The sequence below is a fragment of the Hyphomonas oceanitis genome, assembly GCF_036964545.1.
GTDB lineage: Bacteria > Pseudomonadota > Alphaproteobacteria > Caulobacterales > Hyphomonadaceae > Hyphomonas > Hyphomonas oceanitis.
The window spans coordinates 215,342-239,331 of record NZ_JBALTL010000002.1; the positions used below are offsets into that span (position 1 = coordinate 215,342).

The window sequence follows — 23,990 nt, forward strand, 5'->3', positions numbered from 1 at the left end:
CGCCATGGCGCACCCGCCGGGCATGATTATCCGCCCTTATGAAACATCCGACCTGCCAGCCCTCCACGTCATCAATCAGGCCGGTGTTCCCGGTGTGGGAGACGAGACCGAGGCAACGCTCGGCAGGTGGCTCAGCCTCCATGATGCCCGCGTCGCCACGCGTGAAGACGGCACACTGCTCGGCTTCATCAACCTCATCCCCCCCGGCGAAATGGGCTATGACAGTGCCAATCTGCGCTGGCTCGAAAAATGGGGCGACGATTTCATCTATGTCGACCGCATCGCCATTGCTGAAACAGGCCGGGGGCAGGGCGTCGGCGCAGCGCTCTATGAAGACGCCTTCCGCGCCTATGCTGGAAAAACGCCATGGATCACCTGCGAAGTGAACCTGCGTCCGCCCAATCCCGGCTCCCTCCGCTTCCACACACGGCTTGGCTTTGAGGAGATCGGACGGCGTTCCTATGCCGATGACACGAAGGAAGTCCTCTATCTCGCGCGCGCCCTTACTTGACTCCGCGACGCGACTCGAACACGGCTGCGCCCCATGAAAAACGTCACTGTCAGCGTCCGTCCGCTCCCGCATTTCGAAGGGCTGAACCTGCCCGCCTATGAAACCGCCGGTTCGGCCGGCATGGACGTACGCGCCGCCGTACCAGAGGATGAGCCGATGGTTCTGGCGCCTGGCGCCCGCGCCATGGTGCCGACCGGCCTCAGCGTCGCCATTCCCGAAGGCTACGAGATCCAGGTCCGTCCGCGGTCAGGGCTTGCGGCCAAGCATGGCCTTACATGCCTCAACACACCCGGCACGATCGACAGTGATTATCGCGGCGAAATCAAGGTCATCCTGATCAATCTCGGCGCCGAGCCGTTCACCATCGCGCGCGGCGAACGCATCGCCCAACTGGTGTTAGCCCCGGTCACCCAACTGGGCTGGGCCAAGGTCGATACGCTGGACGAGACCAGTCGTGGCACTGGCGGTTTCGGTTCGACCGGGCAATAATAGGCCTTGCATCGGGCCGAGACTTGCCCATATATCGACTATCGATAATGCTTGGAGGCGCTTAAAATGGATCCATTTCAGATGGTCGTCATCATCGTACTGATTTGTGTCGGTGCGGGCGTGCTCAAGAACTATTTCAAGATGAAACATAACCAGCAGGCCGATGCGGCGTCCGAAAAGGATGTGGCGCGCATGCAGTCCGAGATCGACCGGCTGAAAGAGCGTGTCCACGTGCTTGAGAAGATCGTCACCGACAATGACCGCCAGCTGGCTGAGGAAATTCGCAAGCTCGCCTAGTCATTTCCTTAACACGGGGCGGAAAATTGCCCCCTTAGAGTCCACCGGAACCTAAACTCCTGCGTGTATGGAGATGGCAAACGGAGGACAGCCGTATGGCGACTTTTGGTAAAAAGAGAGCAGGCACAACAGGTGCGCCAAGCTTCGGCAAGCGCCCTGCGGTGACATCGTCGGCTGGCGTCTTCGGCGCGCCCGCACATCCCGCAGGTGATCTCAGCCCTGAGGCCCGCGCCTTTCTTGAAGCCGAGCGCAGCATGCGTGGCCAAGCGGCGCCCGCGGCCCCATCTTCCATTCCAATGCCGTCCTACGCGTCGTCACAATCGGGCGAGACGCAAGGCAAGCCAGCCGGTAAGCCCGTTTTCGGCCGCCGCATCGCTGCGCGCATCATCGACGAGTTGCTCATCCTGATTCCGGTCGGCATCATGTTCATGCCGTCTCTCACCAGCGCCATCAGCGCACTGGCCAGCGCAGACGTCGGCTCGCCCGAAGAGGCCCGCGCCAATATTGAAATACTGAAGTTTGGCGCCGTCTGCTTCCTGGCGCAGGCGCTCTACGGCACCCTGCTGGAAAGCTCAGGCATGCAGGCGACGATTGGCAAGCTCATGTTCGGCGCGGTCGTGACAGACCCGAACGGGCAGAAACCAGCCCTTGGCGCGGTCATCATGCGCAACACACTTGGCCGATTGATCGTGAATCTGATCCCGTTCTGTGGCGGTTATGCTGTCGGCCTGTTCCGGGCAGACCGGCGCTGCGTGCATGACCTCATCGGCAACACGATGGTGCGCGCTCGGGCGCCTTATGCCGCGCCGTCCTATTCGCAGGTCTTCGCCTAGGCGCAGCGCTTTTCAGATCAGGGCGCTGTCGTCGCGGGCAAACTTCGCCAGCAGATAGGCATCTGTATCCTCAATCGTCTCGAGCTTGCCGAAGGCGAACGCGTCACGGTCGAGCACAAGGTCACGCGGGCGCAGTTCGCGGCTGATCTCCAGCCCTTCCAGCGTCCGCGCGCGTGAGAAGGCGACATAGGCTTGCCCATGGGCAAACATGCCGCTGTCAAAGTCGATAAACACCTTGTCCAGCGTCAGGCCCTGCGCCTTGTGGATCGTCACGGCATAGGCAAGGCGTAGCGGCATCTGCTTGAACGTGCCGACGACTTCGCGCTTCACCTTCTTGGTCTCGGGCTCCAGATCGTAGCGGTATTTTTCCCAGGCTGACGGCTCGATCTCATAGGCTTTTCCGTCAATCGAAACGATCACGCCCTTGCCGGAAAAGCCTTCCACGATCGCCAGCGAGCCGTTGACCCAGCGCCCTTCCGGATCGTTCCGGATCAGCATGACGCGGGCGCCTTCCTTCAGCACGAGATCGGCTTCGGTCGGAAAGGCCTTCTCCTCGAACTGTCCCTGCACTTCAGCCGAGAAGGTTTTCGAGCGGGTCTTCAGGCCGTCAAGCCGAGCCTGGTTGATGCGGTTGGCATTGGCATTGTTTGGTGTCAGCACGACATGCGTTTCGGACGCATCCACGGCGCTGCGCGACGACACGACACTGCGCAGCACGGCCTCGTCCATCGGCGTCACCTTGCCTGTGCGCAGCGCGCCCAGCAGCGCCAGAAAGCGCGGGTCTTCCTGCCGGAACACATGTTTCAGCGCGAGCAGGGCAAACTCGGCATCCTTGAACGCCGGCGCATTGAAGAAATAGCTGCCGCCATAACGGTCCTGCAGGATCGGTGCTTCGCTGTTCGAGACGACGGGCGGCAGCTGGTGCAGATCGCCCGACAGGATCATCCGAACACCGCCGAACGGGCGCTTCGACATCCGGTTCAGCTTGAGGCTGCGATCGATGGCATCCAGCATGTCGGCCCGCACCATCGATATTTCGTCGATGATCACAGTCTCCACGGCCTTGATCAGGCGTGTCGAGCGCAGGCGCTTGATGTCGCCCGGCTCCACAAGGCGCGGTGGCAGCTTGAAGAAGGAATGGATCGTTTGCCCGCCGGCATTCATCGCCGCGACGCCTGTCGGCGCCAGCACGACCGCCTTGTCGCCCGCGCCAGCGAGGAACTTGCGCAGCATGGTCGTCTTGCCGGTTCCTGCGCGTCCGGTGAGGAACAGGTTGCCTTGGGCCCCGGCGCCGCTGGCCACCCATTTGGCGGGCGCGGCATAGAGGGTTTCAGGATCGTCGGAACGCGTCTCGGTCATCCCCCCGCTTAACGGGCTTTTTCCGCCATGGCGAGTGTCGCGGCCGCGTAAAGCCTGACACCGGCTTGACTCTGGAAAATTTGCAAACTACTTTGTATTTCAAAGTTGATATCGGAGCCTTCCTCATGAGCCATTCATCCCTCACCGACGACCTATCCTATCTGCGAGACATGGCCGAAGCGGGCCAGAACGCGCCGCTGCTCGGCGGACGTTTCCTCAGCTGGTGGGGAGGCCTGACCACGCTCGCCTATCTCGGCCATTATGCCATTGCCGAAGGCATGTTCGGCCTGCAGCCGATCGCCTTCGCGTGGATGTGGGCAGCTTATGGCGTGCTGGGCTTCGGCGGCTTCAAGCTGCTCCAGCTGACCTTCCCGCTCAGCAAGCCGGGCGCAGCCTCTACCGGAAACCGCGTGTCGTCGCTTGTCTGGATGGGTGCAGGCATGATGCTTTTTGCCTTTTTCTCCGGTGCCATCTTGCGCTCAATTGCTGATGGCGGCGCCAGTGATGCCTTCGTCTGGTCCGTTCCGGTCGTGCTGGGCGCCTATGGCCTGTCACAGCTCACCTCGGGGCTCATATCCGGCAGCCGTGTCCTGACGCTGGCAGGGTGGGGCGCCATTGCCAGTGTTGCCGCCGCCGTCTTCCTCACGGGTACGAACATGGTCTGGCTGCTTGGGGCGCTGGTCGCCGGACTGACGGTTTTCCTGCCCGGCATACTCCTGCTTCGCGGTGAACCGTCGGAGACTGTGTAAGCCGCCATGGCCAGCGAAAACCCCTTCGACCACAATGATATCGACGATGTCATCCATGGCCGCCTCAGGCTTGGCATCATGGCCTATCTCACCTCCGTCAGTCCTGCCATCTTCGGTGAGCTGAAGGACAAGGTCGGCGCCACCGACGGCAATCTTTCCACCCATCTGCGCAAGCTGGAAGAGGCGGGCTATGTCCGCATAGAGAAACGCTTCGTCGGCAAGCGGCCCCAGACGCGCGTGTTCCTCACTGAAGCAGGCCGTGCAGGCTGGATGGCCTGGCTGGACCGTATGCAGGCGCTCATGCGAGCCGCCGAGTAGGTTTCAGGGGCTGATCAGCCTCACTTGCTGGCCGGGCCGTAAGGGCCGCGCATCGGCGACGACCTGCCAGCCCATATGCTCATAGGCTTTGCGCGCACCTGTATTCTGCGCATCCACGTCCAGCGTCAGCGGTTTTCCCGCCTCGCTCTGCGCCACATCCAGGAGGCCGCGTCCCACACCGCAAAGCCGCCAGTCGTCATGCACGAAGAGGTGGTCCACATACCCGGTCGAGACATTGAGTGTCAGGAATCCGATAATACCTGCCGAGCGCTCTTCCGCCACCAGCACGCGGGCATTCGCAAAGGCGTTCTGCAGGACCGGCAGGTAGGCCTGCCATTCGCCCCGCCATGGAAACGCGCGCAGGCAATCACGAAAGATACGCAGGCACGCGATCCGGTCGTTCCGTGTGAACGGCCTGATGCTCCATCCGGCTCCGGCATGTCTGTACATGCGGGGCAGGGTAAGCGGGCGTCGTTAGATCGTCCAGCGGCAAGCGCCTGCTTTAATCAGTCAGCGGTGCACGGGGTAAGCTGCAGGCCGCCGCTGCCGTTTATGGCTTGCATTAGACCCATCGACACGAAATTTGTGAAATAGGTTTCAGTGATCGCCGCCTTGGCTTTTTCTGTCGCTGCCGCTTTTTCGGACGCAGGCAGACTGTCAATCAGGGCAACTTGCGCCGCATAGAGGTCGGTCACGTCCCCGGCGCCGATCCGCGCATCCTCTTCGCTCCACTCTCCGCCATCCTGAGCCAGGACAAAGTAGCGCTCATCGCCTGTCAAATCCATCGTGTTGAGGTACAGGAGGATCCAGCCGACCCGCTCAGGTTTTCCGAGCCTGAATTTCTCGACGAAAGCGACTGTATCCGTCGAACTGCCGAAAGTATCTTCCCGCGTGACGGAGTGAATTTTCGCGTCGCCATATTTCAGGGCCAGCGTGTCGAGTGTGCAGGTCTCGTCACCGATCACCCGGAACTGCGTGACGTCGCCGATGGCCGCCGCTGCTGCCTGCTTTTCCTTGATCTTCTCGGCGGCCACCGCCTTGCCGAAGGATTCGGTCACTTCGATCATGACCTTCACGGTTGGCGCACTGCCTTCCAGTTCGGCAGGCACGGGACGGCAGCGTTCGACATTTGACGCCCGCTCCCGGCAGGCCAGCCCCTGGGTCTTGTCGGCCAGTGTCTCAAGCGGGTTTGCGGCTTCATTATAGCCGTAGCCCTTGAATTCCTTGATATGCGCGATCTCCTTGTCGAGTGCCGCGCGTTCGGCTGGCGTATAATGGAACACCTCGCCCCAGCGCAGGCTCCCCAACACATCGACGTGTGCGATCATGCGCCAGTACTGGTCCATCACAAACATGGTGATCTGGTGCTGTTGCGGCAGGTCCGATCCGTCAGCCTGCTTGCAGGCCATCTCGGTGACGCTGGCCGTGGCTTGCGCCACTGCGGTGTCTACCTGTCCGCGAACGTCCGGTGGCACCATGGCCTTCAGGTCCGCCGCTCTGATCGCCAGCATGGCTTCCGACGCGGTCACATTGATCGGATATGTCCAGTTGCACTTCTTCGCCGCGGCCGTGATCTGCGCCACGTTCGACAGTTCTGCGAGGATCGCATTGGGATTGGGCGCCGCAGGTGCGGGCGCGCGCGGGTCCGCCCCCTGCGCCAAGGAAGGCATTCCCAGCAGGGCAAGGCACAGGGCCGCCCCCGTCAATTTCATGCACCGGATCATTGAGACGTCCCCCTGAACTCACTCAGGGTTTAGTCTATTCCCGCTTTTGGCCTGCGCGCAAACACCCCCAGGGGGGATGCCTGCCTACATTTGCATCGTCCAGCCTTCGACGCCCATGGCTGCCTGACGGACGGCTTCCGACAGGGTCGGGTGGGCGTGAGAGGTGCGGGCGATGTCTTCCGAAGCCGCGCCGAATTCCATGGCGACGCAGATCTCGGCAATCATCTCGCCAACACCGACGCCGATCATGTGGGCGCCGAGAATCTTGTCCGTGCCTTTTTCCGCGAGGATTTTCACGAAGCCGACGGTCTCGTGGTTCGTGCGTGCGCGGGAGTTGGCCATGAAGGGGAACTTGCCCTTCACATACTCGACGCCAGCGGCCTTCAGCTCTTCCTCGTTCTTGCCGACCCAGGCGATTTCCGGGTTCGTGTAAACGACGCTCGGCACGAGATTATAGTCGACATGGCCCGCCTTGCCGGCGATCAGCTCGGCGACAGCCGCGCCGTCATCCTCTGCCTTGTGCGCCAGCATGGGTCCCGGAATGCAGTCACCGACAGCCCAGACGCCGTCTGCCACCTTGAAATGGCCGTCGACGGGCTGGATCACGCCGCGCTTGTCCGGTGTCACGCCAATGTTTTCGAGGCCGAGGCCCTCGGTATAGGCTTTGCGGCCGACCGCGAGGATCACCACATCGGCGTCCAGCGTTTCCGAATCGCCGCCCTTGGCGGGTTCCATTGTGAGTTTCAGTTTGCTCTTCAGCTTTTCAACGCCCGTCACTTTCATGCCGAGGCGGAAATCGAGGCCCTGTTTCTTGAAGACTTTCTGCGCTTCCTTCGCCACTTCAGCATCGGCTGGCGGCAGGATGCGGTCGAGATATTCGACAACCGTCACTTCCGATCCGAGACGGGCCCAGACAGAGCCCATTTCAAGGCCGATCACACCGGCGCCGATCAGGATCAGGCGCTTTGGCACGGAGGTTAGCGACAGGGCGCCCGTATTGGTGACAACGCGCTCTTCGTCGACCTCGATGCCCGGCAGGCCAGTCGGCTCCGATCCGGTCGCGATCACGATATTCTTGGCTTCCAGCGTCTGCTTCTTGCCGTCGAGGCCCGTAACCTCGACTTTGCCCTTGCCGACAATCTTGCCGTAACCCTGGATATAGTCGGCCTTGTTCTTCTTCAGGAGGAACTCGACGCCCTTGGTCAGGCCTTCGACCGCTTCTTCCTTCTGGCTCATCATCTGGGCCAGATCGAGTTCGAGCTTGCCGACCTTGATGCCCATGCCGGCAAAGTCGTTCTGGGCCGACGCATACATCTGCGACGCATGGAGCAGCGCCTTGGACGGAATGCAGCCGACATTGAGGCATGTGCCGCCAAGTTTGCCGCGCGATTCGATACAAGCGGTCTTCAGACCAAGCTGTCCGGCACGGATGGCGCAATTGTAGCCGCCGGGTCCGCCGCCGATAATGACGACATCATAGGTCTCTGACATGGGAATTCTGCCTTGCTGAAGGGGCCTCTAGGGCGAGAGCCTGCAACCTAGGCATTTTGGCTCTGAAATCAATGCGACCTCTGACGCTAGGTCAGGCTTTTCGTCGCTTGATCACACAAAGGGCAGCCGTGAGAGCAATCAGGACGACCGAGACCACGGCCTCGTCGGCCCACAGGCGCGACGCGGTGCCTGTGGCCGCCATCATGATGGGCAACAAGGCGAAAAGCACCGTACCGATTGCGGCAAGCCAGGCACCGCCGGGGCGCTGGGCAACAGCAACAAGTGCACCGAGCAAAACCAGGCAGGCTGCGACGATACGGACCAGGCTGGTTGGCGGCTGCAGCAGGGCATCGCTGAGCGGGCTGCCACGGCTTGTGATCATCATCACGGCGGAAAGGCCCTGCCACAGCAGCCAGCCAGAGAGGAAAGCCAGAGCGATCCCGACCAGGATTCGAATATTCATTGCAGTGCCCTCCCAAGCTCCCGGAACAAGCTATGGCGAAGCCGCTCGGCTCGCAATCAGAAACAGGTTCACCCTAGAACAGGCGGATGGTGATCGGCCGGTTCTGCTTGGCATGCATGCGTCGCCCATGCGCGGCAAAGCTGGCGCGCTGGCGGGCGATGGCGGCGGGAACGAAGGTCGGCTTGGGAGCCCCCGGGCGTTTGCGAACGGGCTCTGCCTGCGGCTCCGGTGCCGGGGCAACGGCCACGGCTTGCGCAGCGGGGGCGGGGGCCGGCTCGGCCAGCGGCACTCGAACGGGCTTGCGCTTGCGCAATTCATAGACAGCGCTCAGCAGCAGCAGCGCGCCAATCCCTGCGCCTGCCACGGCGCCTTCGGCAGGCGTCGGGTTGTTCCACCAGCCATCCGAAAACCGGACGAGATAGACGGTCGGGAAACCCGCTGCGAGCCCCATGATATACCAGAGCACGCCGCCATGGCGGCGCCCGGCGATCATCGCGGCAGAGGCATAGAAGCAAAGTGCGGCCAGCAAATAGGGGGCTCCATAGGCAATGCCGAGCGCGCGCCAGTCGACCGCTTCCAAACCTGCGGCCACATCGTCATGCACGATCCAGCTGACCATCATCATGATCGAGGGCCAGCGCACGGCCGTCAGGGCGCCGAACGCAAAGGCGATGGCATAGACAGCTATCAACGAGGCGATGAGCTTGCGGAGCATCCCCAATCGCTAACACGGGCAGGGTATATGCCCGCTGAACACGATGTTGCAAATTTGATCGATATGGGCGGTTTCGGCGCTATAGCTTGATGATCAGCGCGGGCACCGCCATCACCGCCGCCTGCAGCAAAGTGGTCATGAACAGGGCGTCGCGGGTCGAATTGAGCTGCCAGGCCAGAAATGTCAGCGAATAGATGAAATAGGGCCAGGCAAAGATCAGTCCTGTCTGCGGTCCGGCCAGAAGCGCGAACACGAACGTGAAGCTAAGCGCCGACCAGCCTGCAGCATGCCAATAGGTCGGTGTCGCCCGCCGTGTCATCGAGAGAATGAACCAGAGCGCCAGTGTCGAGACGACAGGCCAGATAACGAGCAGGCCGAACAGCGGCGGCTCGCCCTGTTCATCTGATTGCGCTGAGGGCGCGTTCGGAAAGAGAATGGCCACCAGCGTCAGGGTCACGACGCTGCCAGCGATCACGGCACCGAGTGCCTGCGCCAGATAGACGACACGTGACCTGTCGGTCTGCGTCATGAAGTTCAGGTATTTCAGCGGTCCCGGTCCCACAACGCCCCTCTTTGCCTGTGTGCCCCCTCAAGGAACACACAGGTCTATAAGGGAAGAGGCGCAACCTCGCCACAAATGGGTTCAGGCCATTTCGGTCGCTGGCCAGACCGCCCGGGCGAAAAAGGTCGCCTTCATCCGGTCCATATAGGCAACCAAGTTCGTATGGCCGCGCACAAGGTCTGTCAGCGGCGTGTCGAAGAACTCGGTCGCACAGCTGATCAGCACGCTCGCCACGCTGGCATCTGCGGCCTTTGGCTTGTCACCGAAAAGGTAGGGCTTGGCGCCGAGCTGAATGGCGACCGCCTGAAGGTCCCATTCGGCAAGCTGCATGCGTTCTGCCTCGGTATGGCGGCCTATGCCGACGGCATATTGCGTTGCCGCCATGCCTTCACGCAGCCCGGCCACCATGTCCGACAAAGCCGGTTCCGGCATGCCGTCAAAGAAGTGGATAGGTCCCTTGTAGAAATTCTCGTCCTTCAGCCAGCGTTCCGTCCGCATCACTGCCGCGAGATTGTCTTCCACCATCCGCTCCAGCGCCCAGCCAGCCGCGCGCTGCTCGTCGGTCAGTCCCGCATCAAGCGACTTGTGCAGCTTTTTCTCGAAATGCGCCCGGATGAAATTGCTGTCCTGAACCAGTACGTCGCCATCCATCACATAGGGCGCCTTGTGCTTGGACACGGCCTCAAGGTTGGCAATGGCGCGATCAAATTCCACGCCCAGCATTTGCAGCTGGATGTCGGTCTTCATCACAAAGGGGCTGGGCGAGGGGCAATCGAACATCGGGCCCCATCCGTAAAGTGTGATCATTGTCAGTCTCCGTCTCAAGGTTGCGATAGGGGCTTGATACGGCAAGGCTGCTGACAGCATGGTGTCAGCAGCGTGGCAGTAGGACCTTAAAAAATGAGACGCACCGAACGCCTGTTCCAGATCATCCAGGTCCTGCGCCGCCATCGCGCGCCGGTCACAGGGCAAGTGCTGGCGGAAGAGCTGGAAGTCTCCCTGCGCACGCTCTATCGCGACATGGCCGAACTGATCGCCCAGCGCGTGCCCATCCGCGGCGAGGCCGGCACCGGCTATGTGCTGGAAGACGGCTACGACATGCCGCCGCTGATGCTGACGGCCGACGAACTGGAGGCCGCCGTGCTTGGTGCGCAATGGGTCGCGGCGCGCGGCGACGCGGCCCTCGCCCGGGGCGCGCGAGACCTGATCGCCAAGCTCACCGTCGCCGTGCCGCGCGAACTGCAACCGGTCATCGTCGATTCCGGCCTCACGCCTGTCAGCTTCAAGGAGCGCCCGAAGGACAGTTTCGACGTCGCCCTCGTGCGCCAGTCAATCCGTGGTCAGACAAAGCTCGCGCTCGACTATGCCGACGAGACGGGCAATGTCACACGCCGCGTCGTCTGGCCTTTCCTGCTCGCCTATTGGGACGATATTCGCCTGATTGGTGCCTGGTGCGAACTGCGCCAGGACTTCCGCCATTTCCGCACAGACAGGGTGCGCAAGGCCGAAACGCTCGGCCGCTTCCCCGAACGCGTCACCACCCTGCGCCGCAAATGGGAAGCCCAGCGCCGCAGTGCCAAATCCTAGTCAAACAGGCCGGGCAAGGTCGGCGCCGCGCCGTCGGCATCGGCCTGTTCCAGTTGCAGCATCTTGCGTTTCGTCGCCCGCCCGCCATAGGCCGAGAAGCCGCCAATCTTGCCCGATGCCGCCAGCACCCTGTGGCACGGCACCACCAGCGGCCACGGGTTCTTGCCCATCGCCGCGCCAATCGCCCGCGCCGCATGTGGATCGCCAATCTGCCGCGCCAGCGCGCCATAGCTCGTCGTCTGCCCCCAGCCCACATCCCGCAGCACGGTATAGACTTTCGCGCTGAACGCATTCACCCGGCTCATGTCGAGATCTATGTCGGTGAAGGCCACGGGCTCGCCCTTGAAATAGGCATGCATCCGGTCCTCGCAGTCAGACACATTGTCCGGCAGCTTGTCAGACCAGGCCGCGCGCGTGATGCGCCCCAGCCGCATTTCTGTCGCCGCCTCGCTCGCTTCGGGCAGCTGCACCTGGATCAGGCCCGCAGAAGTCCATGCCAGGCCGCACGGTCCAATGGCCGTATCGAACAGGTGGAAATGGGCTTCTGCCCGGTCAGGATCATTGCCCTGCGTCATGCCTTCAGGATCACTCCGAATGGATCAGGCATCAAGGGCATTTGCCGAAAGAATGCGTTTGGCGCCGATCACTTTCGGCTGCTAGGGAGAAGGCGATCAAAAAAAACGAGAGGAAACAGGTATGGGCAGAGTTCAGGGAAAAATGGCATTCATCACCGGCGGCGCGCAGGGCCTCGGCGAAGCCATCGGCAAGATGCTGGCCAAAGAGGGCGCCAAGGTCACGTTGACCGATGTGAACGGCGCGGGCGCCGAAAAAGTCGCCGCCGAAATCAACGCCGCCCATGGCGAGGGCACCGCCTTCGCGTTCCAGCATGACGTCACCGATGAAGCCCGCTGGCAGGAAGTCCTGAACGCAGCCCATGAGGCAATGGGTGGCATAAACATTCTCGTCAACAATGCCGGCATCGGCTCGCTCGGCTCGGTCGAGGACGAGAACTATGACATGTTCAAAAAGGTGCAGACGGTCGATGTCGACTCCATCTTCCTCGGCTGTAAGTACGCCATCCCGCTGATGCGCGCGCACGGCCTCGGCTCGATCATCAACATCTCGTCCATCGCAGGCATCATCGCCAGTGCGAACTATGTTTCCTACAACACGGCCAAGGCCGCCGTGCGCCACATCTCCAAGTCCATCGCGCTGCATTGCGCCAAGGGCGGCCAGATCCGCTGCAACTCGGTCCACCCGGTCTTCATCAACACGCCGATCCTGGACCGCACCAAGGAAATGTTCGGCGAGGAAGAAGCCCTCGCCAAGCTCGGCCGCCAGATCCCGCTCGGCAAAGTGGGCGAGCCTGACGATATCGCCTATGCGGTGCTCTATCTCGCCTCGGACGAATCCAAACTGGTCACCGGCATCGAACTGAAAGTCGATGGCGGCATTTCTGCGATGTAGGCGATTGCCTTTTTAAATATGTTCATGTTATGTTCTTTTTCTCAACTGGGGAAAAGATGATGATTGGATATGTAACTTTCGGCACGTCAGACCTTGCCCGCGCGGCTGCATTCTATGATGCGATCGCCAAGGAAATGGGCACGGGCCGCATGATGGAAACCGACACATATATTGCGTGGGGCACGCCGGGCGGCGGCGCAGGCATTGCCGCCACGCTGCCGTTTGACGGCAAGCCGGCGACGGTCGGGAATGGCACGATGGTAGCGCTCGAGGCGAAGGACAAGGAACAGGTCCACCGGCTCTACAAGATCGCGATCACACAGGGCGGCACCGACGAAGGCCCTCCCGGCCCGCGCGGGGAAGGCGGTTTCTATGCCGCCTATTTCCGCGATCCGGACGGCAACAAGCTGAACGCCTTCATCATGGGGTGAGCGTCTTCTTGGACGTCACCAGGAACGCGTAGATACACAGCACCGCCATAACGCCCGCTGATGCATAAAGCGTCAGCGGTGCGGCGATGGAATAGAGGCCCGCGCCGATCAGCGGTCCGAACACAAACCCGGCCGGCGGTGCTGCAGCCAGCAGCGCCGCCGCCGAACCCTGCTCATGCCGCTCCACCGACAGGCTGCCCAGCGCATTGGCGGATGGCACAGCCAGCGCGCCGCCCACACCGGCGATCAGGAAGCTGACGCACATGGCCCAGAAAGGGTGGAACGTGTCGGCGCAGATATAGCCGAGCGCGACCAGTCCGAGGCCTATGGGCAGGATCTTGCGCGGGTCGGGCCGGCGCGGCACGATATAGCCGAACTGCACGATGATCATCGCCACCGCGAGGCAGGAGAAGATGATCCCGGTATAGCGCACGGCAATCTCGCCGGCAGTATGCGCCGCCGTATCGACGAAATGGTAGCGGTCCTCGATGAACCAGCCAATCGTCTGCTGGATCATGCCGATGGCCATGAAATAGATGAACAGGAAAACAAGGTGCGGCAGCACGCGCTTGTCATTGAACGCCAGCGGTGTCGGGCGTTTGGACTCGCGCGGTGTGTTGCGCGTCCTCGGCAGCACGAAAGCGAGGATGATGCCGACGGCGATATTGAGGATGATCGTGCCCCAGAGCGGCACCAGTGCCCCGAAGGGCGCAAGCACGGCCGCGCCCGCCGGGCCAAGGATCGACCCGACGCTCATCGCCGCCCCCAGCATGCCGAGGCCCCCGGCGCGGGTCAGCGTGGTCGTTGCATCTGTCATCGCCGCCATCGAGGCTGGCTGCAGGCCGGGCGCCAGCAGGCCAAACCAGAGCCGCGTAAACGCTAGCAGGAAAAACGCCGCGAGCCCCGTCACCACGCCGGCCAGCGCGGCGCTCAGTGCAAACAGGAAGGCCATGTTCAAAAGGCCCATCGCGACCAGCGAGAATACCATGACGCGCTTGCGCCCGATCCGGTCGGCCAGCCGCCCCCAGACCGGGATCATGAAGGCATAGAGGGCTGAGGAGAAGGTCAGGATGCCCGCCACTTCGATCGGGGCCAGTCCGGCTTTTCGCGCGAGCGGAGCCACAACCACAAAGTTGATTGTCATCCCGGCGCCCATGGCGACCATGGCGAGGGCAATCATGCCCTGCTGCAGGCGGGTCAACGGGCGAAGGGGCGTTTCTGTGTCTGTCATCCCCGATTCCCCTTCATTGGATCACTCAGAGCTAGTCTGGCTCACGTTCCGGGCCAACCGTGTCGCAGGGTAAACCGGCAGTGGTGACCTTGCACTCACTCACCAACACACCCTAAGTGACACTTATAAGCCACCCTGTTTCCGGAGAGATTACAATGCGCGCGATCCTGGATGTTGTCCTGTTCCTCCTGAACATCGCCACATGGATCATTATCGTGCAGGCCGTCATGTCCTGGCTTGTGGCTTTCAACGTCCTCTCCATCCGCAACCCCACCGTGCGCAGCATCTGGGGCGGGCTGGAGCGCATTACCGAGCCGGTCTATGCGCCGATCCGCCGGATCATTCCGCCCCTCGGCGGTTTGGACCTCACGCCCATGGCCGTGCTGCTCATCATCTTCTTCCTGCAGCGCCTGATCGTCCGCTACGGCTACACGATCGCGCCTTTCTAGCCCGATGCACCGGCTCACCGTTCGCGTGCAGCCAAACGCCTCCGCCGACCGGATCGAAGGCCCCGAAACCGATGCGGCGGGCCGCACCTACCTGAAAGTCCGCGTCCGCGCCGTTCCGGAAGACGGCAAGGCCAATGCGGCCGTCGAAAAACTGCTCGCAAAGCATCTCGGCCTGCCAAAGTCTGCCGTCAGGGTGGTGACGGGCGCCAAGAACCGGCTAAAAGGCCTCGATATAGACGGGCCGCCGGATCTGGCGGCTGTTCTGGCAGGGATGATGCAGGAATGAGTGCTCAGCGGATTGATGGAACCGGCGTCGCCGCCGAGGTGCGCGCCAAAGTGGCCGAAGCCGTCAAGGCGCTGCCGGGCCAGCCGGCCCTCGCGGTCGTCCTCGTCGGGGAAGACCCCGCCAGCCAGGTCTATGTCCGCTCCAAGGTCCGCCTCACCGAAGAGGCGGGGATGGTCTCCGTCCATCACCAGCTTCCCGCCACGGCCACGCAGGCCGAAGTCGAAGACCTGATCGCCCGCCTCAATGCCGACGACACAATCGACGGCATCCTGCTCCAGCTGCCACTGCCCAAGGGCCTCGACGAGCACAGCGCCATTGAATGCATCGACCCCGACAAGGATGTCGACGGCCTCACCGAAGTCTCCGCCGGCCGCCTCACGCTCGGCAAGCCGGGTCTGCGCCCCTGCACGCCGAATGGCTGCGTCATCCTCGCGAAAAGCGCCCTCGGCGCTGATCTCTCCGGCCGCCACGTCGTCGTCATCGGCCGCTCCATTCTCGTCGGCAAGCCAGCCGCGCTGCTCTTCCTCGCCGAGAACTGCACCGTAACCATCGCCCACAGCCGCACGGCAGACCTGCCGGCCGTCTGCCGCACCGCCGACATCCTCGTGCCCGCCGTCGGTCGTCCCAACATGGTCAAAGGCGACTGGGTCAAGCCCGGCGCCACGCTCATTGATGTCGGCATCAACCGCATTCCCGCGCCCGAGAAGGGCGAGGGCAAGACCCGCCTCGTCGGCGATGCAGACTTTGCCGATTGCGAACCCGTGGCCGGCCACATCACGCCCGTCCCCGGCGGCGTCGGCCCCATGACCATCGCCTGCCTCCTGCGCAATACGGTGCTGGCCGCCTGCGCCCGGCGCGGCTGGAGCGTCCCGGAGAGCCTTTGAGCCAGGAGTTCGCGCCCCCCGCAACCAAGATGTTCCAGCGCCTCTGGCAGGCGCAGGGCGGCAAGTGCGCGCTCTGCGGCAAGCCCATGCCGTCCACGCGCTTTGCCGTTGGTCACGCCACGGTCTGGAAGAAACAGCGCCCCACGTTCGACCACATCCACGCCCTCGCGCGCGGCGGCCCGGATGACGAGTCAAACCTCCAGCTTGCCCATGCCGTCTGCAACAAGCGTAAGGGTAAAGGTTAAGCCTCGGCGGCCTTGGCCGCGCCATTGCGCTCCATCAGGTAACGCGGGCCCGGCCCAAGGCGCGCTGCCCGGTCTTCCGGATTGTACAGCGCGCAATTCGACAGCGACAGGCACCCGCACCCGATGCACACGTCCAGCCGGTCGCGCATCAGTTCCAGCCGCTCGATCTGCCCATCCAGTCGCTCCCGGAACTGCGCGCTGATCTTCGACCAGTCCGCCTTGGTCGGCGTGCGCTCCTGCGGCAGACCCGACAGCAGTTCGCCAATCTCGGCCACGGTGAAGCCCAGCTGCTGCGCAATCATCACGAAGGACAGCCGCCGCACGTCCGAGCGCAGGAACCGCCGCTGCCCGCCCGCATTTCGCATCGCCCGTATCAGGCCCTTATCCTCGTAGAAGCGGATCGCCGACACCGCCACGCCTGTGCGCGCCGCCAATTGCCCAATCGGAATGAGATCAGTTGTTTTCATGGCACGAGGAAATAGCAAAGAAATACCTTGACCTCAAGTAAGGTTGAGGAATTATCAAAGACGTCCAATCACGGAAAAGGGGCCTGAAAGCCCGCACGAAAGGACGTCTCCCATGCCCACCGCAACCCTCGAACACGTCAACATCACCGTCAGCGACATTGACCGCACAACCCGCATGCTGGAGCGCATTTTCGGGTGGCACCTGCGCTGGAAAGGCGCGTCCATCAACAATGGACAGACCGCGCATGTCGGTACGGACACGGCCTATATCGCGCTCTACTCGCCGGGTGAAACAGACGCACCGGACCAGATCACCTACAATACGCAAGGCGGTCTCAACCATGTCGGCGTCATCGTCGATGATCTCGCCGCCGCCGAACGCCGCATCCTCGACGCCGGCTTCGTCACGCACTCCCACCAGACGTACAATCCCGGCAGCCGCTTCTATTTCCACGACTATGACAATGTCGAATACGAAGTGCTTTCCTATGCCTGAACGGAAAAGGCCCGGTCTCTCTCGGGAGGCCGGGCCTTTATTCAGGTCACTGTCATGGCAGCGTGGATCAGGAAGGGCTTTCGTCCGGGCCGTCGGCGATATCCTCGATCACCTCATCGGTTTTGTCGGCCACGTCATTGGCCACGCGAGCCGTATCTTCAGGCAAGGTTTGAAGCGTGGCATCCATCTTCCGGCCTGCGCCTTCGAAAGAGCCTTCCTGAATATAGAAAATGCCAAGCGATACGATGAACACGATGCATATCACTGCCAGTATCGTGGAAAGAATGTCTCTGCGCATGATGCAGCCCCTTTTAGCCTTTGGAATTAACCATACGCAGGCGGCATGTTTCAGTTCCCTGACGCGTTGAGGGCAGGCCTCGCACCAAAAGGATGCATACGCCTCGTCTGCAACGGCCCAAGTCCGAATCCTGTTGAACAGGCTGCGTATCAGGGGGATGGCTAATGTCTTTCCGCCATCCCGCCGACATCTCACCGGAGCCGCCGCCATGTCCCAGACTTTCCTGTCCCGCCTTGCCCGCACCAGCCTCTGCGGTGTGCTCGCCCTTGCGCCACTCGCCGCGCCCGCCAGTGCCGCGCCAATCAATGACAAGTTCAAATCCAATGTTGCCAGCTTTGTCTCCGAGCACATTGATGACTGGGTGGCCGTCTACAAGGATTTCCATGCGCACCCGGAACTCGGCCTGGAGGAGACGCGCTCGGCCGGTATCATCGCTGCGGAGTTGCGCACGCTCGGCTTCGAGGTCACCGAAGGCATCGGCCAGACAGGACTTGTCGGCATCCTGCGCAATGGCAAGGGTCCGCTCGTCATGGTGCGCGCCGACATGGACGCCCTGCCGCTACAGGAAAAGACCGGCCTCGATTATGCCAGCACGGTGCAGACCGATTGGCGCGGCGAGAACACATACGTCATGCACGCCTGTGGCCACGACGCCCACATGGCCATCTTCCTCGCCACGGCGCAGACGCTCGTCGACATGAAGAAAGACTGGAAAGGCACGCTCATGTTCGTCGCCCAGCCTGCGGAAGAGGGCGGCGGCGGTGCCAGCAAGATGATGGCGGATGATATCTTTGGTAAGTTTGGCGTGCCGGATTATGGCTTTGCCCTCCATGTCGGTCCGTCTGCCTATGACACGGTGCAGATCGTGAAGGGCCAGATGAACTCCTTTGCCGGCGGCTTCGATATCGTCTTCAACGGCATCGGCGGCCATGGCTCGCGTCCCAGCACAACCATCGACCCGGTCATGATGGCCTCGAAATTTGTCGTCGACCTGCAAAGCGTGGTCAGCCGTGAAAAGCCGGAACAGGAATTCGGCGTCATCAGCGTCGGCGCTATCCAGGCCGGCTCGGCTGGCAATATCATCCCGGACTCTGCCCGCGTGCGCGGCACGGTGCGCTGGTACAAGCCGGCCGTTGGCGAGAAACTGCTGGCAGGCGTCAAGCGCACAGCCGAGGCCATCGTGGCCATGGCCGGCGCGCCAGACGCAGAGATCAGCGTGCGCAGCGGCGGCACGGCGGTCTTCAACGATCCGGATCTCTCGGAGAAGACCCTCGCGGCGATGAGCAAGGTACTGCCAGCCGACAAGGTCTACTTCGCCGCCCCCACCACTGGCAGCGAGGACTATGGTGAATTCCTCAAGGCCTTCAGCAACTCGGTCTACTTCCGTGTGGGCGTCTATGACCCGGCTCTGTTCGACGAGACCGGTGCCCCGCTCGACGTGCTGAAAGTACCGGGCAACCATTCGCCCTTCTTTGCGCCTGTCCCAGCGCCAACCATCGAGACCGGCGTCACCGCGATGACAACCGCCGTCGTCAATGTGATGGCGAAATAGGCGTCGGCATTACGCCCACATAGCGGGCCCGGGGCCGGATCAGCGATCCGGTCTCGATTTGCTCCATGGCATGGCCGAGCCAGCCGATGCAGCGGCCAATGGCAAAGATGCCGAATGCCGTCTCCGCCGGAAAGCCAAAGTGCTGCGCCATCGCGCCAATGGCAAAGTCCACATTCGGATGCTCGCCGGTTTCCCGCATCACGGCAGCCTGCACGGCACTGATCAGCGGCGGCACGTCGAAATGTGATAGCAGCTCCGCCGCACGCGGGTCGCCGTCCGGATAGAGCGGATGCCCAAAGCCGGGCAGGGCGCGCCCCTCGTCCAGCCGCGCCCGCACCGCCACTTCCGCGCCCACCTGTTCCGCCTCGCTCAGGAAGGCCAGCACGCCCGCCACCGCTCCCCCGTGCAGCGGCCCCGATAGGGTCGACAGACCTGCCAGCGCACAGGCCGACAGCGACGCCCCCGTCGACGCCGCCACCCGCGCCGAGAAGGTCGAGGCATTCAGCTCATGATCCAGCAGCAGGACCAGCGCCCGGCGCACCATGTCGGTGCCCTTGGGCTCGAGGCCCCAGGCTGCGCCGAGCCGCTCATGGATCGCGCCATTGCCTCGCCGCTCTGTGGCGGCATCGACCAGCGTTTCCAGCACGGTGGCGGCGTCAGCCGTCAGAACGGTCCGGGAACGGCCCCGCGCGTGCGCGTCATGGCCCGCCCGCGCCCCTAGAGCGGTGAACAAACGGACCTTGAATGGTCCGGGAATACCCACCGAATGGTCCCGCCGCGGGGCATAAGGGGCCGCCCAGAAGTGCGTTGCCGCCTCTTCAAGCGTCGCTGTGCGCGACAAGGTGATGGCATCCACGCCCCGATAACATAGCCGCCCGTCAACAATAACCGTCAGTTTCGAGGTCAGCACAGGCTCGCCCCAGGCAATCGACGCCTCGGCAATCTCCGCCGCCCGTATCGGTCCGGACCGGCGCGACGCCAGCCGGGCCACATCCTCGGCACTGTAGAGCGAACGGCGGGAATCGTCCGGATCAGGCCGCGCCTCCAGGCGCCCCCGGCTGACATAGGCATAGAGCGTTTGCGGCCGCACGCCGAGCAGGCGGATCGCCTCCTCCGAACTGATCCACGCCATGCCTGCTCCATACGTTGATTATATTGATCAAGATTGACGATACAGCATTTCACGCCGATCTCCACGCTGAAAATCAAAAGGAGAACCACAAAATGAGCCAAGGCCTGGATGATGTCATCGCTGCCGAAACGCGCCTCTCTTCCGTAGATGGTGCGCAGGGAATCCTTGTTATAAAAGGCTTTTCACTGGACCAAATCGCAGGCCAGAAACATTTCGAAGAAGTCGCGCACCTTCTGTTGGAAGGCCTGCTGGATGATTTGCCGGATGCGAAAGCCTTTTCCGCTCGCCTCGGTGCCGCCCGCGACGCGGTCTACCCACTCGCCCAATACATTGACGATGCACTGCTGGCCCTGCCGCCCATGGACGGCGTCCGCGTCCTGACCGCCCGTATCGAAGACGGGGAAGACATGGCGACTGCGCTCCGCCTCCTTGCTGCGCCCGCCGTGCTTCTGCCCGCCTTCCTGCGCCGCCGCCGAGGGCTCGCCCCTATCGCACCAAACGCAAAGGCGGGCCATGCTGCCGACATGCTCCACATGCTGACCGGCGACATCCCGGCGCCGGACGTGGCAGCTGCCCTCGACACCTACCTCGTCACCGTCGCGGACCACGGCCTCAACGCGTCCACCTTTGCGGCCCGTGTCGTCGCCTCCACCTGGTCAGGCCTGACATCATCGGTTCTCGCAGGCCTCGCAGCCCTCAAAGGCCCGCTCCATGGCGGCGCACCCGGCCCGATCATCGCCATGCTGGACGGCATCGGAAAGCCCGAGAATGCCGAAAGCTGGATCGAGGACGCGCTGGATCGCGGTGATCGGCTGATGGGCTTCGGCCACCGCATCTACAAGGTCCGCGACCCGCGTGCGGACGCGCTGAAAGCTGCGGTGAAACGCATGTCCGCCGACTCGAGCGCGCTACCGGGGCGCCTTAAACTGGCCGAAGCCGTCGAGCGTGCTGCGCTGAAAGTCCTGCACCAGCGCAAACCAGACAGGCCCCTCGATGTGAATGTGGAATTCTATACCGCGCTCCTGCTCGAAGCGCTGGGCTTCCCGCCGGATGCGTTCACGGCCGTCTTTGCCACAGGCCGCACAGCTGGCTGGCTCGCACATGCGCGCGAGCAGCGTCTCACTGGGCGTCTTATCCGCCCGCAATCAGTCTATGTGGGACCGGAGCCCGCCGAACTGGTCTGACGGATCAGGCCTGCTGCGGCGTCAGGGCACCGTGGCAGTGCTTGTACTTCTTGCCGGAACCGCACGGACAGGCCGAATTGCGCGGCGTGTTCGTCCAGTCATCCTCGGCCTGGTGAAGCGCCGGGCCGGGGCCTGTATTGCCCGCTGGTTCCTCGGGCGCCATCTCGTTGACACCGGTATCGGGGTCAAGGTGCAGCTCGCGCATCGGCGGAGGTGGAGGCGGTGGGGCAGGGCGGCGCTGTTCCGGCGGCTGGACGCGGATATGCATCAGCGAACGGGTAACCGTCGCGCGCAGTTCGTTCAGCAGGTTGTAGAAAAGGTTGAAGGCCTCTTCCTTGAATTCGTTCAGCGGGTCGCGCTGGCCGTAGGAACGCAGGTGGATCACCGAGCGCAGCTGGTCGATCTGCTGCAGGTGTTCCCGCCAGCGCAGGTCCAGAACCTGCAGCAGGACCTGTTTCTCGATCCGGTGCATCTGGGCGTCGCCGACCTGACGCCCAAGGTTCTCGTAAGCCTCGGATACGTGCTTGCGAATGCGTTCGGCGATTTCCTGGTTGGCAACGCCTTCTTCAGCGGCCCATTCAGCCACGGGCAGGTCGAGCGCGAGATCGGTCTGCAGCGCTTCCTTGAGGCCAGTAATGTCCCACTGCTCGGCATAGGCCTTTTCAGGCATCGTGCGCAGCACGAGCGCATCGATCACGTGGTCGCGCATTTCGGCAATCGTGTCTGACACGTCGTCGTCGCGCATGAATTCCATGCGCTGCTCGAAGATGGCCTTGCGCTGGTCATTGATGACGTCGTCATATTTGAGGACGTTCTTGCGGATCTCGAAGTTGCGTTCCTCGATCTTGCGCTGTGAGGTCTCCATCGCCTTGTTCATCCAGGGATGGGTGATGCCCTCGTCTTCCTTGATGCCGAGGCGGCGCATCACGGCGTCCATGCGTTCGGCGGCAAAAATCCGCATCAGGTCGTCTTCGATGGAAATGTAGAATTTCGAGCGGCCCGGGTCGCCCTGACGGCCCGTTCGGCCGCGCAGCTGGTTATCGATGCGGCGGCTTTCGTGGCGCTCGGTGCCGAGGACGTAGAGCCCGCCCGCGTCGAGCGCGCGCTTCTTCTTCACCTCGATATCAGCCTTGATCTGCGAGGTCAGTACGGAGAGTTCGCTCTCGGTCAGCTCGCGGCCAAGCTCTTGCTCTTTCGCGGCTGTCTCATGCTCGACACGCATGTCGAAATTGCCGCCGAGCTGAATGTCGGTACCACGGCCAGCCATGTTCGTGGCAACCGTGATTGCGCCCGGCACACCGGCATTGGCGACGATGAAGGCTTCCTGCTCGTGGTGGCGCGCGTTCAGAACCTTGTGCGGGATCTTCGCTGCGGTCAGCAGGCTGGAGAGGATTTCGGATTTCTCGATCGAGGCTGTGCCAAGCAGGATGGGCTGGCCCTTGGCCTGGCATTCCTTCACTTCCTTGACGATCTCGGCATATTTCGCCTTGGCCGTCCGGTAGACGACATCGTCATCGTCAATCCGCTGGATTTCCTTATTGGTCGGCAGGTCGATGACTTCCAGCTTGTAGATGTCATGGAATTCGGAGGCCTCGGTCAGCGCCGTACCGGTCATGCCGGCCAGCTTCTTGTAGAGGCGGAAATAGTTCTGGAACGTGATCGAGGCGAGCGTCTGGTTCTCGGGCTTGATGTCGACGCGTTCCTTGGCCTCGATGGCCTGGTGCAGGCCTTCCGACAGGCGGCGGCCTTCCATCATGCGGCCGGTAAACTCGTCGACCAGCATGACCTGGTCATCCTTGACCAGATAGTCCTTGTCTTTCTGGTAGAGCTTGTGCGCGCGCAGGGCCTGGTTGGCATGGTGCACGAAGGAAATGTTCGACGGTTCCCACATCGAGCCTTCCAGCAGGCCCGCTTCGGTCAGCCATCGCTCGATCTTCTCGGTACCGAACTCGGTATAGGTGACAGAGCGCTGCTTCTCGTCGAGTTCGAAATCTTCCGGCTCAAGGCGCGGCATCAGATTGTCGAGCGCAATATAGAGTTCCGATCGGTCATCCGTCGGACCGGAAATGATCAGCGGCGTACGCGCCTCATCAATCAGGATCGAGTCGACTTCATCGACGATGGCAAAGTGGTGTCCGCGCTGGGCCATCTGGTCCAGCGAGTATTTCATGTTGTCGCGCAGATAGTCGAAGCCAAACTCGTTATTCGTGCCGTAGGTGATGTCGCACGCGTAGGCGGCCTTGCGCTCTTCATCCGTCACGCCGTGCACGATGATACCGGTCGTCAGGCCGAGGAAGCCGTAAATGCCGCTCATCCATTCGGCGTCGCGCCTGGCGAGATAGTCGTTCACGGTGATGACGTGGACGCCCTTGCCTTCAAGCGCGTTCAGGTAAACGGCCAGCGTTGCCACCAGCGTCTTGCCTTCACCGGTGCGCATCTCGGCAATGGCGCCGGAATGCAGGATCATGCCGCCCATCATCTGCACATCGAAGTGGCGCATGCCAAGCGCGCGGCGCGAGGCCTCGCGGACAACGGCAAAGGCTTCTTCCAGAAGGCTGTCGAGGGTTGCGCCATCGGCCAGTCGTTTGCGGAATTCCACGGTCTTGGCGCGCAGGGCCTGGTCGGAGAGCGCCTCCATCATCGGCTCAAGGGCATTGATCCGGTTGACGCGGGCGCGCATGGGTTTCAGCTTGCGGTCATTGGCGGAACCGAAAATCTTGCGGGCTACGGAAAGCATATCAGGCGGCACCAATCGATCTGGGCAAACTAA

The 23,990-nt window shown here is 62.5% G+C and carries 30 protein-coding genes; 16 read left to right on the forward strand and 14 right to left on the reverse strand.

The features are described from left to right. Positions 1-4 precede the first annotated feature (4 nt). The 4 genes from V7651_RS05940 to V7651_RS05955 all read left to right on the forward strand — a co-directional run bounded on the left by V7651_RS05940 (position 5) and on the right by V7651_RS05955 (position 2,130). Positions 5-511 (forward strand): GNAT family N-acetyltransferase, encoded by a 507-nt coding sequence (locus V7651_RS05940; RefSeq protein WP_335612571.1) that lies wholly within the window; start codon positions 5-7, stop codon positions 509-511. A gap of 33 nt (positions 512-544) precedes the next feature. Beyond that, entirely contained in the window at positions 545-1,000 is a 456-nt protein-coding gene (dut, locus tag V7651_RS05945) for a dUTP diphosphatase (RefSeq protein WP_335612572.1), read from the forward strand. Positions 1,001-1,066: 66 nt separating this feature from the next. Continuing rightward, complete coding sequence (locus V7651_RS05950; RefSeq protein ID WP_035538257.1) at positions 1,067-1,297, forward strand: hypothetical protein; 231 nt, start codon at positions 1,067-1,069, stop codon at positions 1,295-1,297. 95 nt (positions 1,298-1,392) lie between these two features. Continuing rightward, complete coding sequence (locus V7651_RS05955) at positions 1,393-2,130, forward strand: RDD family protein (RefSeq protein ID WP_335612573.1); 738 nt, start codon at positions 1,393-1,395, stop codon at positions 2,128-2,130. Positions 2,131-2,142: 12 nt separating this feature from the next. On the opposite strand, the gene V7651_RS05960 is transcribed toward V7651_RS05955, so the two are convergent. After that, a complete protein-coding gene (locus V7651_RS05960; RefSeq protein WP_035538260.1) occupies positions 2,143-3,489 on the reverse strand; it encodes an ATP-dependent DNA helicase in 1,347 nt (448 codons plus the stop codon). 125 nt (positions 3,490-3,614) lie between these two features. On the opposite strand from V7651_RS05960, the gene V7651_RS05965 reads away from it, so the two are divergent. Both V7651_RS05965 and V7651_RS05970 read left to right on the forward strand, forming a co-directional pair. After that, positions 3,615-4,238 carry a hypothetical protein gene (locus V7651_RS05965; protein WP_156950455.1) on the forward strand — a complete coding sequence of 208 codons (624 nt, stop codon included), beginning with the start codon at positions 3,615-3,617 and terminating at the stop codon, positions 4,236-4,238. Positions 4,239-4,244: 6 nt separating this feature from the next. After that, the gene (locus tag V7651_RS05970; protein WP_335612574.1) at positions 4,245-4,556 is read left to right on the forward strand and encodes a winged helix-turn-helix domain-containing protein; all 312 of its coding nucleotides are present in this window, start codon (positions 4,245-4,247) and stop codon (positions 4,554-4,556) included. A 3-nt stretch (positions 4,557-4,559) separates the two neighbouring features. Here V7651_RS05970 and V7651_RS05975 read toward each other — a convergent pair whose 3' ends face one another. The 7 genes from V7651_RS05975 to V7651_RS06005 all read right to left on the reverse strand — a co-directional run bounded on the left by V7651_RS05975 (position 4,560) and on the right by V7651_RS06005 (position 10,318). Next, positions 4,560-5,006 (reverse strand): GNAT family N-acetyltransferase, encoded by a 447-nt coding sequence (locus V7651_RS05975; protein WP_335591151.1) that lies wholly within the window; start codon positions 5,004-5,006, stop codon positions 4,560-4,562. 56 nt (positions 5,007-5,062) lie between these two features. Then, the gene (locus V7651_RS05980) at positions 5,063-6,268 is read right to left on the reverse strand and encodes a hypothetical protein (RefSeq protein WP_335612575.1); all 1,206 of its coding nucleotides are present in this window, start codon (positions 6,266-6,268) and stop codon (positions 5,063-5,065) included. A 96-nt stretch (positions 6,269-6,364) separates the two neighbouring features. Then, the gene (lpdA, locus tag V7651_RS05985; RefSeq protein ID WP_335612576.1) at positions 6,365-7,771 is read right to left on the reverse strand and encodes a dihydrolipoyl dehydrogenase; all 1,407 of its coding nucleotides are present in this window, start codon (positions 7,769-7,771) and stop codon (positions 6,365-6,367) included. 91 nt (positions 7,772-7,862) lie between these two features. Continuing rightward, a complete protein-coding gene (locus V7651_RS05990) occupies positions 7,863-8,234 on the reverse strand; it encodes a hypothetical protein (RefSeq protein WP_335612577.1) in 372 nt (123 codons plus the stop codon). 73 nt (positions 8,235-8,307) lie between these two features. After that, positions 8,308-8,949 (reverse strand): hypothetical protein, encoded by a 642-nt coding sequence (locus tag V7651_RS05995; RefSeq protein WP_335612578.1) that lies wholly within the window; start codon positions 8,947-8,949, stop codon positions 8,308-8,310. A gap of 79 nt (positions 8,950-9,028) precedes the next feature. After that, complete coding sequence (locus tag V7651_RS06000) at positions 9,029-9,511, reverse strand: hypothetical protein (protein ID WP_335612579.1); 483 nt, start codon at positions 9,509-9,511, stop codon at positions 9,029-9,031. 81 nt (positions 9,512-9,592) lie between these two features. Further along, positions 9,593-10,318 carry a glutathione S-transferase family protein gene (locus V7651_RS06005; protein ID WP_335612580.1) on the reverse strand — a complete coding sequence of 242 codons (726 nt, stop codon included), beginning with the start codon at positions 10,316-10,318 and terminating at the stop codon, positions 9,593-9,595. A 93-nt stretch (positions 10,319-10,411) separates the two neighbouring features. On the opposite strand from V7651_RS06005, the gene V7651_RS06010 reads away from it, so the two are divergent. Continuing rightward, positions 10,412-11,098 (forward strand): helix-turn-helix transcriptional regulator, encoded by a 687-nt coding sequence (locus tag V7651_RS06010; protein WP_335612581.1) that lies wholly within the window; start codon positions 10,412-10,414, stop codon positions 11,096-11,098. Here the strand turns inward: V7651_RS06010 and V7651_RS06015 are convergent. Next, the gene (locus tag V7651_RS06015) at positions 11,095-11,673 is read right to left on the reverse strand and encodes a methylated-DNA--[protein]-cysteine S-methyltransferase (protein WP_051624747.1); all 579 of its coding nucleotides are present in this window, start codon (positions 11,671-11,673) and stop codon (positions 11,095-11,097) included. The genes V7651_RS06010 and V7651_RS06015 overlap by 4 nt on opposite strands. A 121-nt stretch (positions 11,674-11,794) precedes the next feature. On the opposite strand from V7651_RS06015, the gene V7651_RS06020 reads away from it, so the two are divergent. Then, a complete protein-coding gene (locus V7651_RS06020) occupies positions 11,795-12,565 on the forward strand; it encodes an SDR family oxidoreductase (protein WP_335591146.1) in 771 nt (256 codons plus the stop codon). A gap of 59 nt (positions 12,566-12,624) precedes the next feature. Further along, positions 12,625-12,996, forward strand: a complete 372-nt coding sequence (locus V7651_RS06025; protein WP_035538376.1) for a VOC family protein — start codon at positions 12,625-12,627, stop codon at positions 12,994-12,996. Here the strand turns inward: V7651_RS06025 and V7651_RS06030 are convergent. Continuing rightward, on the reverse strand, positions 12,986-14,227 hold the full coding sequence (locus tag V7651_RS06030) for an MFS transporter (RefSeq protein WP_335612582.1): 1,242 nt from the start codon (positions 14,225-14,227) through the stop codon (positions 12,986-12,988). The genes V7651_RS06025 and V7651_RS06030 overlap by 11 nt on opposite strands. Positions 14,228-14,382: 155 nt before the next feature. Between V7651_RS06030 and V7651_RS06035 the strand changes: the two genes are divergently transcribed. The 4 genes from V7651_RS06035 to V7651_RS06050 are packed head-to-tail and all read left to right on the forward strand — an operon-like array spanning position 14,383 to position 16,091. Then, positions 14,383-14,676 (forward strand): YggT family protein, encoded by a 294-nt coding sequence (locus V7651_RS06035; protein ID WP_035538284.1) that lies wholly within the window; start codon positions 14,383-14,385, stop codon positions 14,674-14,676. A 4-nt stretch (positions 14,677-14,680) separates the two neighbouring features. Continuing rightward, positions 14,681-14,962 (forward strand): DUF167 family protein, encoded by a 282-nt coding sequence (locus V7651_RS06040; RefSeq protein WP_035538287.1) that lies wholly within the window; start codon positions 14,681-14,683, stop codon positions 14,960-14,962. Next, positions 14,959-15,846 (forward strand): bifunctional methylenetetrahydrofolate dehydrogenase/methenyltetrahydrofolate cyclohydrolase FolD, encoded by an 888-nt coding sequence (gene folD, locus V7651_RS06045; RefSeq protein ID WP_335612583.1) that lies wholly within the window; start codon positions 14,959-14,961, stop codon positions 15,844-15,846. Before V7651_RS06040 ends, folD begins: the two co-directional genes overlap by 4 nt. Further along, the gene (locus V7651_RS06050) at positions 15,843-16,091 is read left to right on the forward strand and encodes an HNH endonuclease (RefSeq protein WP_035538291.1); all 249 of its coding nucleotides are present in this window, start codon (positions 15,843-15,845) and stop codon (positions 16,089-16,091) included. Before folD ends, V7651_RS06050 begins: the two co-directional genes overlap by 4 nt. On the opposite strand, the gene soxR is transcribed toward V7651_RS06050, so the two are convergent. Then, a complete protein-coding gene (soxR, locus tag V7651_RS06055) occupies positions 16,088-16,558 on the reverse strand; it encodes a redox-sensitive transcriptional activator SoxR (RefSeq protein ID WP_335612584.1) in 471 nt (156 codons plus the stop codon). The genes V7651_RS06050 and soxR overlap by 4 nt on opposite strands. Positions 16,559-16,670: 112 nt before the next feature. Here soxR and V7651_RS06060 point away from each other — a divergent pair, with 112 nt between their 5' ends. Beyond that, positions 16,671-17,054 carry a VOC family protein gene (locus V7651_RS06060; protein WP_335612585.1) on the forward strand — a complete coding sequence of 128 codons (384 nt, stop codon included), beginning with the start codon at positions 16,671-16,673 and terminating at the stop codon, positions 17,052-17,054. A gap of 67 nt (positions 17,055-17,121) precedes the next feature. Here V7651_RS06060 and V7651_RS06065 read toward each other — a convergent pair whose 3' ends face one another. Next, on the reverse strand, positions 17,122-17,352 hold the full coding sequence (locus V7651_RS06065) for a hypothetical protein (protein WP_335612586.1): 231 nt from the start codon (positions 17,350-17,352) through the stop codon (positions 17,122-17,124). 208 nt (positions 17,353-17,560) lie between these two features. On the opposite strand from V7651_RS06065, the gene V7651_RS06070 reads away from it, so the two are divergent. Then, the gene (locus V7651_RS06070; RefSeq protein WP_335612587.1) at positions 17,561-18,904 is read left to right on the forward strand and encodes an amidohydrolase; all 1,344 of its coding nucleotides are present in this window, start codon (positions 17,561-17,563) and stop codon (positions 18,902-18,904) included. Here V7651_RS06070 and V7651_RS06075 read toward each other — a convergent pair. After that, on the reverse strand, positions 18,885-20,036 hold the full coding sequence (locus V7651_RS06075) for a citrate synthase family protein (protein ID WP_335612588.1): 1,152 nt from the start codon (positions 20,034-20,036) through the stop codon (positions 18,885-18,887). The two genes, V7651_RS06070 and V7651_RS06075, sit on opposite strands and share 20 nt — an antisense overlap. Positions 20,037-20,128: 92 nt before the next feature. Here V7651_RS06075 and V7651_RS06080 point away from each other — a divergent pair, with 92 nt between their 5' ends. Further along, complete coding sequence (locus tag V7651_RS06080) at positions 20,129-21,220, forward strand: citrate synthase/methylcitrate synthase (RefSeq protein WP_335612589.1); 1,092 nt, start codon at positions 20,129-20,131, stop codon at positions 21,218-21,220. Between the two features lie 4 nt (positions 21,221-21,224). On the opposite strand, the gene secA is transcribed toward V7651_RS06080, so the two are convergent. Continuing rightward, entirely contained in the window at positions 21,225-23,957 is a 2,733-nt protein-coding gene (gene secA / locus V7651_RS06085; protein ID WP_335612590.1) for a preprotein translocase subunit SecA, read from the reverse strand. Positions 23,958-23,990: the final 33 nt, after the last annotated feature.